We start from the raw sequence: 15,897 nt of genomic DNA on the forward strand, positions 1-15,897 counted from the left end.
TGCACACGATGAGCGACGGCAACTATTTCACGCGCATGCAGCGCGGGCAGGCACCCGCCCCGGCTGTCGCCGGACTGCTTGGCGGCGTAGTACGCTCCGCCGACCTGGAGGCGGGGACGCTGGAATCCGATTACCTTGCCACCGGCGCATTCCTCAATCCGGCCGGCCAGGTGCAGGGCGGCATGCTGGGCGCCATGCTGGACGACGTCACCGCGATGCTGGTCACCGCGACGCTGGCCGATGGCGAGTTCTGCGCCACGCTGAACCTGAATCTCTCCTTCCTGAGGCCGGCGCAGGCCGGTCCGCTGCAAGGGCGGGCGCGCCTGGAGCGGCGCGGCCGCAATGTCTGCAACGTAGTAGGGGAACTGCGCCAGGACGGCCAGGTGGTGGCAACCGCGATGGCTACCTGCATGCTGGTCCGGCCGGCGTGAGCGCGCATTGCATCGAGGAGAAATGCGTTCCAGGAAGCAAGATCAAGAATAACCGGCAGTTTTCCCCCTCGCTGCGCTTGCAGGAGAGGGGGAGAAAACAACAAGTTCGCCTTGATGACTCGTGCGGACGCATCTGCGGCCGGGCAGTGTATCGAGGCACAAGCAGCCTGAATCAGGAAACACCCCATGCAATTCATCAGTTTCACCCACCAGGGCCGGAACAGCTTCGGCGCCGTCGCCGGTGGCGGCGTGATTGACCTCGGCGCAAGGCTTGGGCTGAGCGACCTGGGCCAGGCGCTGCGCCGGCGGCCCGTCGACGCACTGATCGACGAGGCCGGCAGGCATGCCGCCGACTTGCCGGCCGCCGAAGCCCTCGACGCGTACCGGCCGGTGGTGGCCGACCCGGAGAAGATCCTCTGTGCCGGCCTCAACTATGCAGAGCACGTCCGCGAAACGCAGAAGGAACGCACCGAGCGCCCCACCATCTTCCTGCGCGTGGCCGAGTCGCAGGTGGGTCACTGCCAGCCGATCCTGCTGCCGCCAGAGTCGGCGCGGCTGGACTACGAGGGCGAGATCGCCGTGGTCATCGGCAAGCGTGGCCGCCGCATTCCCGAGGACCAGGCCTTCTCCTACATCGCCGGCTTCGCCTGCTACAACGACGGCAGCATCCGCGACTGGCAGACGCACACCTCGCAATGGGGGCCGGGCAAGAATTTCCAGAACACCGGGGGCTTCGGCCCGACATTGGTGACAAGCGACGAGATCGGTGAGAACGAGGTTCTCATGCTGGAAACCCGCCTCAACGGACAAATCATGCAGCGTGCCACCACTGATATGCTGATCTTCGCCATCCCTGAGCTGGTCGCGTACTGTTCCAGCTTCGTCACGCTGTCTCCCGGCGATGTCATCGTCACTGGCACGCCCGGCGGGGTTGGCGCGCGGCGTCAGCCGCCTGTCTTCATGAAGGACGGCGACGTGGTGGAAGTCGAGGTGAGCAAACTGGGCGTGCTGCGCAACCCGGTGCGATCCGAGATCCCGGAAGGATGCTGACGCGCGCGTCGCCGTCACCGCGAGGGGGCTTGTATGGGACATCACGAGCGAGCTGTTCTTCAATGCCTCGTACACCCGAAGCGAATGGAAGCTAACAGACGACAAGGTCGACGTGTATGACGTCGGTCCGCGCTATCAGCTGACCACCCCACTGAGCCTTGGCGTGGGCTATGCTCAGTACCAGCCCAACCACGGCACATCGAATGCGATCCTGAAGGGCAAGCGCGATCAGTTCGGCGTCAGCGCGCAGTATGGCTTCAGCAAGCGGACCACCGTTTACGCGCTGTACACGTAGCAGTACGCCCATGACGGTGGCGCGCAACTGTACTTCCTCTCTCCCTCCGCTGCCTCGGCCAAGACGCAGAGCGTCGTACACGTAGGGATCTGGCACCTCTTCTGAACCAAGACGCCGGACATCGGGATTGGACCGTCTGGCGCTGGCATATCGATCCTATCCTATTCCAATCAGTGGGTACGAGGCTGCCGAAGTGGCTCCAGCAGAATTCAGCGTGAAGTCGCTCTGAAGCGTTCCTGAACCCTTCCCCGGTTCTTGGTCTACTGGTTTACCCTTGGCGCTTGTTTCATCCCGTGAACAGGGTGTTGCCGTCTTGCCCTGCGAAGAAAAATCACGCCTAGGTCGTCGAGATGGCCGCAGCCTTCAATCCGTCCGGGACGTGGCCTGGACAAAGACACGGGGCGCTCCCGGACGATTTGAATGAGTCCTCCTAGTATCGGTAGAGGTGCTTGGGGAACTGCAGTGTTCCGCTTCGACGCCTGACTGAAGGTGTTCCTGCACCGCGACGCTGCGGACTTCGGCAAAGCCAGAATGTTGTCAGTCAATTCTGTCCCCCACTAAAAGGAGGAATGCGTGGAGAACTCGAAGTACGGTTCGAGGTCGACCGAGTCACCTGTTGACGCGAGAAAGGACCCGGAGAAGGAGTTTGAGCTCGCGACTAGGGCCGCCAGAAATGAGCTGAAGCGGGAGCGTGAGCGCGCGGATTCCGAGTTCTACAAGGCACTCAGAAACACGGCAAAGATGGATCCGCAAGCGATAAGGAGTGCACAGGCGAGATTTGCGCAGGCGTTGACGATTGCCAGTGAAAACTATCACCAAGCGCTTGCGAACGCTGAACGGGTGCGCCTCAGTGCCATTTCAATCACAGAGGCGCCGATCGATAGTAGGGTATTTGCTGCTACCTTGGATCCATTGAGTGACGTCGTAACACGCCTCGCACTGCAGCACGCGACGGCGTTCAAGTCTTGCCTTCCCCCGGCCGTCGTCCCAATGCCAACGCCGCTAGCGGAATGGGCAAAGTGAGGTAGCGTGACAGCGGCGGACACACGAATTCAGCGAGGAATAAATAGAGCGATTCAGGCAGCGTTGCGATGAAGCCGACCAACGCCACCGCGCTCCTCCCTTCCGGGGCGGACGGTGGCGCCGGTGTTGAACTTGGGTCAGGGGGAAAAAGTAGCAAGAAGATGGTTAGCGCCGACGGCCTTCTTGTTGGCTAGGCGAACCAAGACTGACCATTGGAAAATTCATGCGCTTCTTGAGCTTTTCCAGGGGCCAGGCCGCAGGCTTCGGCGCCCTCATTGGCAATAGTGTCGTCGATCTTTCCGCAGGGCTGTGCTGTACCGAGTGCGGGTATGGCGTCGCTGCTCTGCGCACGCTGGCGGCGCGCCACGGCGCTGACTTTCCGCTGTCGGGCAGCTGCGGCATCAAAGGATATCGCCCGGTAGTGGCCGACCCGCGTCAGATCTTCTGCGTCGGCTTGAACCATGAGGAACACCTGGTCGACGCTGGCGGTGCCGAAATGGCCTTTCCCACAATCTTCCTTCGCTCGAGTGCCTCGCATATCCGGCAGGGTCACCCGCTGATCATGCCGAGAGAGTCAGACCGCTTCCATTGCGATCGCGAAATCTCCATCGTGATAGGCCGTGGCGGTCGCCGGATCGCGGCTGAACGAGCGATCTCGCATATCCTGGGCTTCTCTTGCTACAACGGGCTTTTCGACACAGCAGAGATCGGCGAGAACGAAGTGCTGACGTTGGAAATTCGTCTGAATGGCGAGTTCATACAGCTTGCCGACACCACCAAGCTGATTTTCGCGATTTCTGAGCTGCTTACCTATATCTCGACCTTATCTGCCCTATTCCCTGGGGAGGCTATAGTCACCCGCACTCCGGGCGGAGCGGGCTTCAAGCGCCAACCGCCATGCCTTATGCGACATGGCGACCTGATCGAGGTCAGCAAGATCGGCACGCTGCCTAACAGAGTGCAATGCGGAAACTGATGGCGCGCGTGCAATGCCAGGCCAGCTCGGTTATGTCGGAGCCACTCGCGGCCGAATTGGCGGAGCTCCGACGCGAAGTCCGGGCCTCGGCCGCGCAGGCAAGCCGGGAGGCGACGAAGCTGGCGGGTACAGGGGACTACCGCACCGCGCTGCGCCGCGTGTTGGAAAGCTGGATTGCAAATGGCTGCGCGCGTCAGAAGGTGGTGTGCTTTGCCTGTGCGGCGGAGCATCGCCTCCTGCTCCATGCGACATATGAGGAGGCGTGCAGGACCGTGGCGCGTGAGTCGTCGGCACTTAATGCCTTGTATTGGGCTGCCCTGCGCCGCTTTGGCCCATTTAGTTATCGCAATTTTCAACGCTAAGAGCGGGGCGGGTCGCCAGGTCATGGCGGAGTCGGCACGTCCGGTCCCCTCCTCGCTAGCGCCGGCTACCCTGTCACTACACAGTGCACCTCTTGGGCTCAGACTGAGTGGGTCTGCCCAGGAAATTAGGCAGGAGTTCCCTCGACTGGTTGACTTGAATGCCCTCATTGTTCATTCCAAAAAGTCATGCGAAAGGCGTAGAAGTCGATTGTGGTTCTGGCTCATCAGACAACCCTCGCGGACATGCGTATCGCGATGCTCTCTTCCCATTTGGCTAAACCCGAAATCCCGGGCATCTGGTTTAAGTGCTGCCGCAATACCAGCGACCGCACCGCGACGTCAGTGTAGTTTATCCCAGCCGCAAGTTTCTGCCGACGAAGGTGCCAGGTCTTCGTCAATTTTCTGCTGACCGAAGGAATATCTAGCGCGCCTATACAGGCCGAACACTTTCCAGCCAGACAGTGCCGCACGGAACGACGGCTTCGTGGTCGTGCCTAAAAGATGAGGACTGACACTGTCGGTGGGAGTGACCAAAAGCAGGGGGAAATCCGTCAGGGAAAGAAAGAGTATTGTCTATAGACACTATCGGAGAGCGCTCCATGCGCATCTCGATCCTGCTTTGAAGGGAAGGGAACGCACTCCAATGGCATGGCTGTCGGAGCGCTTGGCCCAGTGCGGGCGGCAACGTCCACGCTCGAGCGTCAAGGTGAATGTGAGGGACGTGGGGCAACGCCTGGAGCAGGAACGCGCAGTGGAGCTGCGGTGGTGCCCGCGCCAAGTCGATGGGCGCCTCTGAACGGTCCACTAGTCGCCCTGCAGATCGATGCAGGCTACATCAACGCGCCTCGCAGTTCGATGGGGCGCAATGGATTCCAGTCGCCGAGCACAGGCATGCGATGCCTAGTCGCCCGTTGTCGGCGCATGAACCCCGTGCCAGCGCCACGGAACCCCATCACGGATGAGTTGGGCTTCGGCTCAGTCGCGGGTTGAGATAACGCTCGCGCTGCAAGATGTGCTTGCAGTTGCTGCGCCCGGTTCGTCATCTTCCCAGCCTTCTCGGCTTGTGTGGGTTTACCCCAGGCCTTTGTTTCACTGAGTGAACAGGGTGTTGTTGTCATGCCGTGTGAAGAAGAATCACGACCAGGTCGTTGAGGTGCCCGCAGCCCCCGATACCCACACTTGATTGAGGTGTTCTCAATAGCTGAAATGCGCGCGGGATTCAACATGAGCGAAACGCCATTTGGAACTGGCTGCGGCGCTCGCTGCCGTCGATGTCGAAACGTTACTCCCGACATCACGTGGCTAATGCGCTACTTAGCAAGTTTAAATAGAAAGAATATTGGAGACGGTGATGCTGGAAAATTCGCGGGGATTCATTAGGTCTAGCACTTTTCTTTCCCGGGTTGCACCGTGGTGGATGGTTGGTGTCCTGTTGTTCTTCTACGTTCTGTCCATTTTGGATCGCTTGATCCTGAACATGCTGATTGTCCCCATCCAAAAAGAGCTCCAGTTCACGGATTTCCAGATTAGCTTGCTTATAGGTCCGGCGTTTTCGATCTGTTTTGGTTTGTTCGGCTATCCGCTCGGCTGGGCCGCGGACCGCTTTTCGCGGCGCCGCGTGATATTTGGCGGTTTGATCGTTTGGTCGATGGCGACAGTTTTTACTGGGCTTTCTAAAACATTGCCGTTTCTATTTTCGAGCCGAATTGGGGTTGGTGTTGGGGAGGCCGCATTGAGCCCAGCGGCCTATTCGCTGATTGCAGACAAGTTCCCAAAGGAGCGTTTGGCTACTGCTATGTCGGTATTTGGCATGGGGCCGAAAGTCGGAACCGCAGTCGCCTTCGCGGTAGGTGGCTTGGTTTTCACATATTCGACTGAATTAGACGGGATTACGTGGCCGTTTATAGGAGCTCTAAGTTCGTGGCGTCTGGCTCTGCTAATGGTGGGAGCACCAGGAATTTTATTTGCGTTCCTGGCTTTTAGTTTCTCCGAGCCGCAACGCTGTAGCATTCGAAAAAAGGCTACGTCAGATATAAGTGTTCGGACTTATATCATCCAAAACAAGCCGCTGTTTTTTACGCTGCTTCTGGGGTTTTCATTCTCCGCTATCGCGGCATCCGGACTCGTAAGCTGGGTGCCGACATACTTAACGCGAGAATTCGGACTTTCCCCGAACGAATACGCTCCGATCATGGGCGTTATCAATTTGATTAGTGCTTCCAGTATCGTGGTCAAGGGGGTGGTGATTGACTGGTTGTACTCCCGTGGGGTCCGGGACGCGCACGTCCGGTTCTACACCTGGATGCTTGCCGTGACCGTTCCGCTTTCGATTCTTGCATTCAATACCTCCAATCCATATATTTTTATGTGTGTCTATGGGGTGGTCGATGTAGTCCTCGTCTCATTCCTGATCTATGTTGGGGCCACCATTCAGATGATGGTGCCGCAACACATGCGCGGACAGATCACGGCGATCTTCATGTTCCTGATAATGACGCTCGCCGCCGGGGTTGCACCATCGCTGGTCGCCTCTTTTACGGATTTTGTCTTCGAGAGCGAAGCGGCACTTGGGAAATCCCTGATGCTCGTTACGGCAGGTTCAAGCGTCGTGGCGTTTGTCATGTTGCGAATCGCACTGCGCTATCTGAAGCCAAGAATGGAGGCCATTGCTGCCGATGTAATTGCAGTTGCTCCAACGCCTTCGTCCCCCGATGTGAGGGGGGCGGTCGCTACGCCGCATGCGTAAATATCCATAAATGCATATTATTCTGAATTAAAATAAATATTATTTTAAATAATATTTTCGCAAATCAATTATTTAGCAATTTATATAAATATAATAGTTTAGATGTTTGATTTTTATTTAACAGGGCCATGAGAAGAATCCATAGGAGGAGTAACAAAATGAAGAAGAGTCTTGTCGCACTTGCATGCGGCATTGCCAGCGCCACTGCGGTGGCCCAGTCGTCCTTCACGCTGTACGGTGTTGCTGATGCGAATGTCGAGTACACCAATCACAACTTGGGAACCGGCCCTAACGGTCATTCGAAGGTAGCGATGAATTCGGGGGGGCTGTCCCCGAGCCGCTGGGGCTTGCGTGGCATCGAGGACCTCGGCGGCGGAACTAAAGCGATATTTGCCATTGAGAGTGGCTTCAACATCGACACGGGTACATCCGGGCAGGGCGGTTTGCTGTTCGGGCGCCAGGCTTGGGTGGGGCTTGTGTCCGGCCATCATCAGGTGACACTCGGTCGACAATATACGTCGTTCTTCCTGATGATGGCAAACAGTTCGCCTACCGCCTACGCCACGCTTTACGAACCTGTGCTTCAAATCTCTGGCGCGTCGGCCCGGGAAAACAATATGGTGAAGTACCATGGCAATTTCGGCCCGCTGGCGACCGAAGTCCATTGGAGCTTCGGCGAGCAACCTGGATCGACGCAAGGCTCCGCCGGCTACGGTGCAGGTTTTGATTACTCGTTCGGCTCAGGCGGCATCACCGCCGCCTACGACGATGTGAATGGCCCCGCGACCGGTGGCAACTACACGCGAGCCCAGAAGGCAGGGGTCGGGGTGCGCTATCAGATCACACCGCATTTGCTCGCGCAAGCCGGTTACCGCTATGGTAAGAACGATGCGCCGGCTGCAGGCACGGTCGCGCGTGACGACATTTTCTGGCTCGGCTTGAACTACCAGGCAACGTCGGCGCTGACGCTAACGGGCGCGGCGTATTACGACAATCTGCGTTCCCTGCGCAGTGCGACCGGCACCACCAATCCGAGCAATCCATGGCAGTTCACGTTCATCGCGGACTACGCCCTGTCCAAGCGCACCGACGTTTATCTGAGCTCGGCTTACACGAAGAACGCCGCTCTGAATTTCGAGAACCTCAACGGCGCGACGGCCGCCTATCAGATTGCGCCGAACGAGAGGAGTCAATTCGGTGCCGCAGTCGGCATGCGGCATAAGTTCTGAGCATTGACTTTTCCACCGCCCCGCTCTGGCAGGCAAGGGCAAGTAGTTACCCCCTCGCGTCAGGGCGGCGAGATGCCTAAGTAGTCGGACCCGCAATAGTCGGCTTGCGGGTCAGTCTTGTATGGCTGAGGGGGAGTTTGCGGCTCCAGTGGCGTCGGTAAGAAACATGCAGTTTTGTTCGGATGAGCCGCATCCCTGTTGAGCAGTGAATCATCCAGGCCGCGGCCACTCCTGCATCGACGTTGCAAAACCCTCAGCGATACGAAACCTTGCTGCGCCAGTTGGTAAGTTCTATTTGTATCCGTGCGCTTGCCGAATCGCTTGGGTTTACCCTAGGCGGTTGTTTCACTGTGTGAACAGGGTATCGTTCTCTTACCTTATGAAGAAGAATCACACCGAGGTCGTCGAGGTACTCGCGAGTCCTCGCAAACCGGCCCGTCTTTGATAGGGACTGCATCATGACCAAGACACTGACCCGCCATAGCAGCTTGAGCCTCGAATGGACGGCGATTGCCACGAAGGCCGGCATTGAGGCCGAATGACACTGAGGACTCGCCATGTTGACTCCCGAAATTGTCCAGCGGCTCGCTGCAGAGTTGCATGCCAGCGAAAAGAGCCGCAGCGCCATCGAGCAGTTCTCGAAGCGCTATCCCGCAATGACCATCGAGGATGGCTACGCAATCTCGCGCGCCTGGGTGGCGGCCAAGATTGCCGATGGCCAGGTGGTCAAGGGCCACAAGATCGGCCTGACCTCGCGCGCCATGCAGATCAGCAGTCAGATCAGCGAGCCGGATTATGGCACCTTGCTCGATAGCATGTTCTTTCCGCAGGGCGATATCCCAGTTGATCGCTTCATCGCGCCTCGCGTCGAAGTCGAGTTGGCCTTCATCCTCGGCAGGCCCTTGCGCGGCCCGAACGTAACGATCTTCGACGTGTTGCAGGCCACTGAGTACGTGACGCCCGCCATAGAAATCATTGATTCGCGCATCGAGCAGTTCGATCGTGTGAGCAAGGCGCCGCGCAAAGTGTTCGACACCATCTCCGACAATGCCGCAAACGCCGGCATCGTGTTGGGCGGCCGCCCGGTACGCCCCGATGCCGTGGACTTGCGTTGGGTCAGCGCCTTGCTCTGCAAGAACGCCGTCATCGAAGAGTCGGGCGTGGCCGCCGCCGTGTTGAACCATCCGGCCACCGGTGTGGCGTGGCTCGCAAACAAGCTGGCCCCCTGGGATGAGCATCTGGCCGCTGGCGAAGTGGTGCTGGCCGGATCTTTCACGCGGCCGGTGGCAGCGGCGGCGGGCGACAGCTTCCATGTCGACTACGGGCCGCTGGGCGCCGTCGCGTTCCGTTTCGTTTGACGCGCCGTCATTCAAGCCCATGTTCTGCCTCCCAAGACGGACCGGGCCGGGCGCAAGGTTACCAAGTGCGTCATTGTTTCATTGCTCTATTGCTATTAACCAAGGAAAAACCATGGCCATAACTACCCAAGCGAAGTTTCGTCACCTGGGTGTCTATGCTTTCCAACCGACTGAACTGTGCAAGTTCTATGAACACTGGTTCGGCTTGGTCGTCACTGACCATGGGATCGGTTCGACGGGGCACGAAGTGGTCTTCATGAGCGGCGATTCCCAGGAGCATCACCAGATCGCGTTTGCCAACGGCCGCCATCCTGATTGGCCAGGCATGAACCAGATCTCGTTCCTTGTCGACAGTCTGGCAGAGCTGAAACGCCTGGCCATTGCATTCTCTGAAGCAGGGGTGCCTATCCTTCAGCAAAAGGATCATGGCAACACCTGGAGTCTTTATGTCGAGGATCCCGAAGGCAACCGCATTGAGATTTATACCCCTTCGCCCTGGTACGTCACCCAGCCCATCTGGTGGCCGTTGGACTTGTTGAGCGAATCGGAAGACACCATCCGCGAACGTACTTATGCCGCAGCCCTGGCCAACTCGAGCTTCAGGACGCGAGAAGCCTGGATGGCCCAGACCCAAGTGCGTATCGACGCCGCGCGCAAAGCCAATCCCATCTGATCCATCCGCAAATGAGTGCACGGCGATGAGTTCATACGGCTGGAGATTTAACGGGCCGGCGAATTGCGCAAGCGTGCCCCGCGCCCGTTTGCTACGGCGCTGGGCTACGTCTCTTATTGCTTGCACTCTGGGTGCAGTACGAGCAGGCCGGGCGATCCCATGCCATGACCCTTCCATATATGCTCGAAGCAGTCATGCGACTGCCGTGGTGCCGCGAGGAGACAAAACATGAGAATCCTGCCCCGCCCCAAGACCGTCCTGTTGCTCGGTGCGATGACCGCCAGCCTGCTGGCCCAAGCCCAAGATAGTGCTCCCATCAAGATACTGGTCGGCTTTGCGCCCGGTGGCGTCACCGACATCCTGGCGCGGTTGGTTGCGGACAAGCTGCGCGCGGAACTTAACCAGCCCGTGGTGGTGGAAAACAAGGCCGGTGCCGGCAGCCGCCTAGCCAACCAGGCACTCAAGGCGAGCGCGCCTGACGGCCACACATTCATGATTGCACCGAACTCGGGGCCGGTGTTTCTCGACATCCTCTACCCCCGCTCCGCGCTGGGCTATGACCTGCTGACCGACCTGGCTCCCGTGGCCACGCTGACCACCTACCCGTTTGGTATGGTGGTGCAGCGCAACCTCGGCGTGAAGAACGCCCAGGAATATGTGGCCTGGGCCAAAGCGAACCCCAGCCAGGCAGTGTTTGGATCATCCGGCGCAGGCAGCCACACCCACTTCATCGGGGCGAAGCTGAGCCAGGCTGCCGGCATCCACCTGCAGGTCATCCCTTACAAGGGAGACGGGCAAGTTAACGTCGATTTGATGGCGGGACACTTGCCGGCCGCCATCATGGCCGCAGCCGATTTCATGCGGCACAAAAACAATCCAAAGCTACAGATTCTCGGCATTTTCAGCCCGCAACGCTCGCCGCTGGCGCCAGACGTGCCGACCTTTGCCGAGCAGGGCCTCAAGTTCAACGTCGGCGAACCCTGGATGGGCATGTGGACCTCGGCGAAGACGCCGAAGGCCGATGTGGAGCGCATGCAGAACGCCTTGCGCAAGATCCTGGCCACCCCTGAGATGAAGGAGTCGCTCCAGACCACGCTGACCATGGCGCCGCTTTACCGCTCCGCCACCGAGATGGACAAACTGCAGCGTGCTGAACTGGAGATGTGGCGGCCCATCATCAAACAGTCCGGCTTCACGCCCGATCAGTAAGCGTTTCGGATCTCCTGGGGAGGGTTCTTGTGCGAGGACTCCTTCCCCTTCGGGCGGCGCACGCCACCGGCGCGGCGCTGCTCCTTTCTATTTCACCCCAACACGATGGACTCACCATGCAAGACCACGAGAGTATTTGGCGCCATCTTTTCAGGACACCCCACCGGCTCGGCTGGGTCAATGTGCAAGGCGTCCAGACCCGCTATCTGGAAGCTGGCCCGGCCGACGCGCCCGCCGTGCTACTGCTGCATGGCACTGCGGGTAGCCTGGAAAATTTCTGCGCCAACTATGCGGCCTACTCCCAGCACTTTCGCGTCATCGGCATCGACCTGCTCGGCTGCGGCTGGACCGACAAGCCCGATTTTGACTACTTGATCAAGGACTACGCCGAGCATGTGCGCGGCGTCATGGACGCCTTGTCAATCAAGCGTGCGGGTGTGGTGGGCGTGTCGCTTGGCTCCTGGGTGGGGGCGGCGCTGGCGCTGGCCCATCCCGGCCGGGTGGACAAGCTTGTCATGGTGGCGCCGGCCGGCATCGTTACCAACCCGGACGAGGAGGCCCGCGTGGCCGAGGGCGTGCGCAAGCGCCGCTCCGCCGCCGCGGCCGACCCGAGTTGGGAAACTGTGGCCGCCGCCATGAGGGGCCTCGTCCTCAGGCCCGAAACGCTGATGGACGATCTCATCGCCGTCCGGCTGGACATCTACGGCGACCCGCGCATGAAAGCTGCCATGCCGCACCTGTTGGCGTTCACCCTGGGCGGGCAGGCCCTGAGTGAAGCGCAGTGGCGCTCGCTGACGCTGCCCATTCAGGTGATTGCTGCCGTAGATGCGCCGAATATGTTCCTAGGCAACGCCTATGCCATCGTCAAGACGGCGCCCAACGTCCAATTGGTGGAGATGCGCGGTTGCGACCACTGGGCGCAGTACGAACAGGCCACGGCATTCAATGAGGCCAGCATTGCATTCCTACAAAAGGAAGGAGCCCCGTGAACACCGTTCCTTTGACGTCCCCCCTGCCATCCAACGCCTTCAAGCGCGCGATCGCGCAGCACCAGACCCAGATTGGTCTGTGGCTGGCGACGGCTGACGCCTATGTGGCCGAGATGATCGCCGGCACCGGCTACGACTGGCTGCTGATCGATGGCGAGCACGCCCCCAACGACCTGCGCGCCACGCTGGCCCAGTTACAGGCCATCGGTAGCGCCGCGGACAGCTTGCCCTCCGGCGTGACTGCCCCGCACCCGGTGGTGCGTCTGCCGGTGGGCGACCCAGTATTGGTAAAGCAGTACATGGAGCTCGGCGTGCAGACCTTGCTGGTGCCGATGGTGGACACCCCGGAACAGGCTCTGGGGATGGCCCGCGCCATGCGTTACCCGCCCGAAGGCACCCGCGGCATGGGCAGTGGACTGGCGCGCTCGTCTCGCTGGCTGCGATATCCCGACTACATTCACGAAGCCAACGAACAGGCCTGCCTATTGGTGCAGGTGGAATCGGTGGAAGCGCTGCGCCGCATCGACGCCATCGCCGCCACTCCCGGCGTGGATGGCGTATTCATTGGCCCGGCCGACTTGTCTGCCTCCATGGGGCTGCACGGGCAGGCCCACCATCCCGATGTAGTAGGCGCCATCCGGCACGGCTTTGAACGCATACACCAGGCGGGCAAGGCGGCGGGCATCCTGGCCACAGTCGAGGGGCAGGCCCACCAGTGGATCGACGCCGGCGCGAGCTTCGTAGCCGTGGGCGTGGACATCAGCCTCCTCTCGAAGGCTGCGCAGGCACTGGCTGCGCGCTTTCCGTCACGCATCACCCCATCAGCCAGCGCTGCTGGCGACTACTGACCCCTTCAGTATTTCTTTTGAGCACGCCACATGAAATGCAACTACATCGGCGACGCCTGGGTCGGCAGTTCGAACGCCAGCCGCAACCTCAATCCCTCTGACCTGAACGACGTCGTGGGCGAATACGCTGCAGCTGATGCGACCCAGGCCGCTGACGCCATTTCCGCGGCATATGGCGCTTTCAGCGGCTGGTCGCTGTCCACGCCGCAGCAGCGCTTTGACGCCCTCGACTTTGTGGGCAGCGAATTACTGGCCCGCAAGGCCGAACTTGGCGACCTGCTGGCCCGCGAGGAAGGCAAGATCCTGCCCGAAGCGATCGCCGAAGTGGCCCGCGCCGGGCAGATTTTCAAGTTCTTCGCTGGCGAAGCCCTGCGCATTCAGGGCGAGCGCTTGGCCTCGGTACGTTCTGGCGTCGACGTGGAAATCACACGCGAACCCGTGGGCGTGATCGCCATCATCACTCCCTGGAACTTCCCCATCGCCATCCCCGCCTGGAAGATTGCTCCGGCGCTGGCTTATGGCAATTGCGTGGTGTTCAAGCCGGCGGAGCCTGTGCCCGGCAGCGCTTGGGCGCTAGCCGAAATCCTGAGCCGCAGCGGCCTTCCGGCCGGCGTGTTCAACCTGGTGATGGGCAGGGGCAGCGAAGTTGGCCAGGCGCTGCTGAACGACAGACGCGTCGCTGCCGTGAGCTTCACCGGGTCTGCCGCAACCGGGATGCGCGTCGCGCAGGCCTGTGCCGCGCGCATGGCGCGCTTCCAACTGGAGATGGGCGGCAAGAATCCGCTTGTGATCCTCGACGATGCAGATCTGAAGGTGGCGGTCGATATCGCCGTACAGGGCTCCTTCTTCTCGACCGGACAACGCTGCACCGCATCCTCGCGCATTATCGTGACCGATGCCATTCACGACCGCTTTGTCAAAGCCACCGTGACAGCCATGGCCAGGCTACGCGTCGGCGACGCGCGCGCAGCGGGCACGGACATTGGCCCCGTGGCCGACGCCGGCCAGTTAGAGCAAGACCTGACGTACATCGACGTGGCCCAACGCGAGGGCGCGACAGTCGCCTTTGGTGGCACACTGCTGCACCGGGAGGCGCCTGGTCTCTATCTACAACCGACGTTGCTGACCAACGCGACCAACGCCATGCGCAGCAGCCGTGAAGAAATCTTCGGTCCGGTGGCCAGTGTCATACGCGTGCGTGACTACGATCAGGCTTTGGCCGTAGCAAACGACACGGATTTCGGCCTCACGGCAGGGATCTGCACCACCTCGCTTAAGCACGCCATGCACTTCAAGCGCAACGCGCAGGCCGGCATGGTGATGGTGAACGTGCCCACGGCGGGGGTTGACTACCACGTGCCATTCGGTGGGCGCAAGGGCAGCAGCTTTGGCCCTCGCGAGCAGGGGCGCCACGCGCAGGAATTCTACACCGTCGTCAAGACGGCCTACACCTCGGCCTGACGTGTCCCGAATCGGTTCGCCAGAGGGAAAGGATGAGCGCCGACCTGGCAAGCAGATCGACGTCATCCCCAGTCAGAATCACAAATCTTTCGTCCTGGAATAAGCATGACACTCACTGCAGCAGAGACCAGCAAATTCGTTCAGGCTGGCGAGGTCAAGATTCACTACCACGAAGCCGGAACCGGGCCCGTCCTCCTGTGCATTCACGGAGGGGCGCCGGGTGCGTTCGGATGGGCCAACTTCGGCCGCAATCTGGAAGCCTTGTCGCGGTACTTCAGGACCCTCATCGTCGATCTCCCTGGCTATGGGAAATCCGACAAACCGGGCATCGAAGGTCCGCGCACTGGCTTCTATGCCCGAACCTTCCGGGACATGCTGGATGCACTGGGCATATCCAAGGCGCACGTTCTCGGCCTGGCCACCGGCGGCACGGTGGGCATCAAGATGGCAATCGACTACCCACACCGTATCGACAAGCTGATCTTGGTCAACTCTCCGGGTGGCCTGTCCCTGTTCCAGGTGGGAGCCCCGAAGCCAGCGACGCACAACTACTACAGCGGGGAAGGCCCCAGCATGGAACGCATGCGCGCCAATCTTGAGCGGCTGGTGTATGACAAGTCGCTGCTGACTGATGAGATTGTCCGCGAACGGTACGAGGCTAGTATTGATCCCGAGTTCATGTCGCAAGCGCCGGAGGGGAAGGGGGGCAAGTCGGGCCAGACCCTAGAGCCGTTGTGGCAGGACCTGCACAAGATCGAGGCCGAAACGCTCGTGATTTGGGGGCGCGACAACCCCACCCTCAATTACGACAACGCATTGTTCATGCTCAACCGCATTCCTAACGTGCGTGTCCATATCCACGCCAAATGCGGTCTTTGGGTGCCTTTTGAAAAAGCGAAAGAGTTTAACAAGGAAGTCATTGCTTTCCTGACATTGGATCTCTAAGGATGGTGTTCAAAACTCGCCGCAGACCGAGCGCTCATGGCGGGGTTTTCCAGGGACAATAAGTGCATGAAACAAACTGACCTTGGCCTGGACCTGAGCAACCGCCGCACGCGCAAGCGCGTGTTTCTCGATGAGATGGAGCGCGCGGTACCTTGGGATGAGTTTCTGACGCTGATTGCGCCGCACGCCCCGACCAAGGCAACGGGCCGCCGGCCGTTTCCCCTCGCAGCGATGCTGCGTATTCACCTGATGCAGCAATGGTTTGGTCTGAGCGATGTGGCGATGGAAGAAGCGTTGTATGA

General features: G+C 60.1%; 16 protein-coding genes and 1 pseudogene. All 17 read left to right on the plus strand.

Annotated elements, in window-relative coordinates:
* Positions 1-8: 8 nt before the first annotated feature.
* Positions 9-431: a PaaI family thioesterase gene (locus A9975_RS27465; RefSeq protein WP_183035516.1), complete on the plus strand. Its 423-nt coding sequence runs from the start codon at positions 9-11 to the stop codon at positions 429-431.
* A gap of 186 nt (positions 432-617) precedes the next feature.
* Positions 618-1,481: a fumarylacetoacetate hydrolase family protein gene (locus tag A9975_RS27470; protein ID WP_183035517.1), complete on the plus strand. Its 864-nt coding sequence runs from the start codon at positions 618-620 to the stop codon at positions 1,479-1,481.
* Between the two features lie 52 nt (positions 1,482-1,533).
* Positions 1,534-1,776: a porin gene (locus A9975_RS27475; protein ID WP_220810917.1), complete on the plus strand. Its 243-nt coding sequence runs from the start codon at positions 1,534-1,536 to the stop codon at positions 1,774-1,776.
* Between the two features lie 573 nt (positions 1,777-2,349).
* A complete protein-coding gene (locus tag A9975_RS27480) occupies positions 2,350-2,799 on the plus strand; it encodes a hypothetical protein (protein WP_183035518.1) in 450 nt (149 codons plus the stop codon).
* A gap of 223 nt (positions 2,800-3,022) precedes the next feature.
* Positions 3,023-3,775, plus strand: a complete 753-nt coding sequence (locus tag A9975_RS27485) for a fumarylacetoacetate hydrolase family protein (protein ID WP_183035519.1) — start codon at positions 3,023-3,025, stop codon at positions 3,773-3,775.
* A complete protein-coding gene (locus A9975_RS27490) occupies positions 3,763-4,137 on the plus strand; it encodes a hypothetical protein (RefSeq protein WP_183035520.1) in 375 nt (124 codons plus the stop codon). Before A9975_RS27485 ends, A9975_RS27490 begins: the two co-directional genes overlap by 13 nt.
* Positions 4,138-4,353: 216 nt before the next feature.
* A pseudogene (locus A9975_RS38280) lies at positions 4,354-4,635 on the plus strand (LysR family transcriptional regulator); the annotation flags it as partial.
* Between the two features lie 853 nt (positions 4,636-5,488).
* Positions 5,489-6,883, plus strand: a complete 1,395-nt coding sequence (locus A9975_RS27495) for an MFS transporter (RefSeq protein ID WP_183035521.1) — start codon at positions 5,489-5,491, stop codon at positions 6,881-6,883.
* Positions 6,884-7,041: 158 nt separating this feature from the next.
* Positions 7,042-8,112: a porin gene (locus tag A9975_RS27500; RefSeq protein WP_174423951.1), complete on the plus strand. Its 1,071-nt coding sequence runs from the start codon at positions 7,042-7,044 to the stop codon at positions 8,110-8,112.
* A 557-nt stretch (positions 8,113-8,669) separates the two neighbouring features.
* Positions 8,670-9,470 (plus strand): 2-oxo-hept-4-ene-1,7-dioate hydratase, encoded by an 801-nt coding sequence (gene hpaH / locus A9975_RS27505; RefSeq protein ID WP_183035522.1) that lies wholly within the window; start codon positions 8,670-8,672, stop codon positions 9,468-9,470.
* Positions 9,471-9,582: 112 nt separating this feature from the next.
* Positions 9,583-10,143, plus strand: a complete 561-nt coding sequence (locus A9975_RS27510; RefSeq protein WP_183035523.1) for a VOC family protein — start codon at positions 9,583-9,585, stop codon at positions 10,141-10,143.
* Positions 10,144-10,371: 228 nt separating this feature from the next.
* Entirely contained in the window at positions 10,372-11,352 is a 981-nt protein-coding gene (locus A9975_RS27515) for a tripartite tricarboxylate transporter substrate-binding protein (RefSeq protein WP_183035524.1), read from the plus strand.
* Positions 11,353-11,468: 116 nt separating this feature from the next.
* Positions 11,469-12,341: an alpha/beta fold hydrolase gene (locus A9975_RS27520; RefSeq protein WP_183035525.1), complete on the plus strand. Its 873-nt coding sequence runs from the start codon at positions 11,469-11,471 to the stop codon at positions 12,339-12,341.
* Positions 12,338-13,189: an aldolase/citrate lyase family protein gene (locus tag A9975_RS27525; RefSeq protein WP_370565629.1), complete on the plus strand. Its 852-nt coding sequence runs from the start codon at positions 12,338-12,340 to the stop codon at positions 13,187-13,189. The genes A9975_RS27520 and A9975_RS27525 overlap by 4 nt, the downstream gene beginning before the upstream one ends.
* Positions 13,190-13,219: 30 nt before the next feature.
* Positions 13,220-14,650, plus strand: a complete 1,431-nt coding sequence (locus tag A9975_RS27530) for an aldehyde dehydrogenase family protein (RefSeq protein WP_183035526.1) — start codon at positions 13,220-13,222, stop codon at positions 14,648-14,650.
* A 105-nt stretch (positions 14,651-14,755) separates the two neighbouring features.
* Positions 14,756-15,595 (plus strand): alpha/beta fold hydrolase, encoded by an 840-nt coding sequence (locus A9975_RS27535; protein WP_183035527.1) that lies wholly within the window; start codon positions 14,756-14,758, stop codon positions 15,593-15,595.
* A 66-nt stretch (positions 15,596-15,661) separates the two neighbouring features.
* Positions 15,662-15,897 (plus strand): transposase (locus tag A9975_RS27540; RefSeq protein ID WP_183035528.1); only part of this gene is annotated, 236 nt, incomplete at its 3' end.

Origin of the sequence: Cupriavidus sp. UME77, from assembly GCF_014170355.1 — a bacterium.
Lineage (GTDB): Bacteria > Pseudomonadota > Gammaproteobacteria > Burkholderiales > Burkholderiaceae > Cupriavidus > Cupriavidus basilensis.

What these genes read in the sequence shown, in the direction of transcription:
- A9975_RS27465 (WP_183035516.1), top strand. Translation starts at nt 9, where the DNA reads ATGAGCGACGGCAACTATTTCACGCGCATGCAGCGCGGGCAGGCACCC.
- A9975_RS27470 (WP_183035517.1), top strand. Translation starts at nt 618, where the DNA reads ATGCAATTCATCAGTTTCACCCACCAGGGCCGGAACAGCTTCGGCGCC.
- A9975_RS27485 (WP_183035519.1), top strand. Translation starts at nt 3,023, where the DNA reads ATGCGCTTCTTGAGCTTTTCCAGGGGCCAGGCCGCAGGCTTCGGCGCC.
- A9975_RS27490 (WP_183035520.1), top strand. Translation starts at nt 3,763, where the DNA reads ATGCGGAAACTGATGGCGCGCGTGCAATGCCAGGCCAGCTCGGTTATG.
- A9975_RS27495 (WP_183035521.1), top strand. Translation starts at nt 5,489, where the DNA reads ATGCTGGAAAATTCGCGGGGATTCATTAGGTCTAGCACTTTTCTTTCC.
- A9975_RS27500 (WP_174423951.1), top strand. Translation starts at nt 7,042, where the DNA reads ATGAAGAAGAGTCTTGTCGCACTTGCATGCGGCATTGCCAGCGCCACT.
- hpaH (WP_183035522.1), top strand. Translation starts at nt 8,670, where the DNA reads ATGTTGACTCCCGAAATTGTCCAGCGGCTCGCTGCAGAGTTGCATGCC.
- A9975_RS27510 (WP_183035523.1), top strand. Translation starts at nt 9,583, where the DNA reads ATGGCCATAACTACCCAAGCGAAGTTTCGTCACCTGGGTGTCTATGCT.
- A9975_RS27515 (WP_183035524.1), top strand. Translation starts at nt 10,372, where the DNA reads ATGAGAATCCTGCCCCGCCCCAAGACCGTCCTGTTGCTCGGTGCGATG.
- A9975_RS27520 (WP_183035525.1), top strand. Translation starts at nt 11,469, where the DNA reads ATGCAAGACCACGAGAGTATTTGGCGCCATCTTTTCAGGACACCCCAC.
- A9975_RS27530 (WP_183035526.1), top strand. Translation starts at nt 13,220, where the DNA reads ATGAAATGCAACTACATCGGCGACGCCTGGGTCGGCAGTTCGAACGCC.
- A9975_RS27535 (WP_183035527.1), top strand. Translation starts at nt 14,756, where the DNA reads ATGACACTCACTGCAGCAGAGACCAGCAAATTCGTTCAGGCTGGCGAG.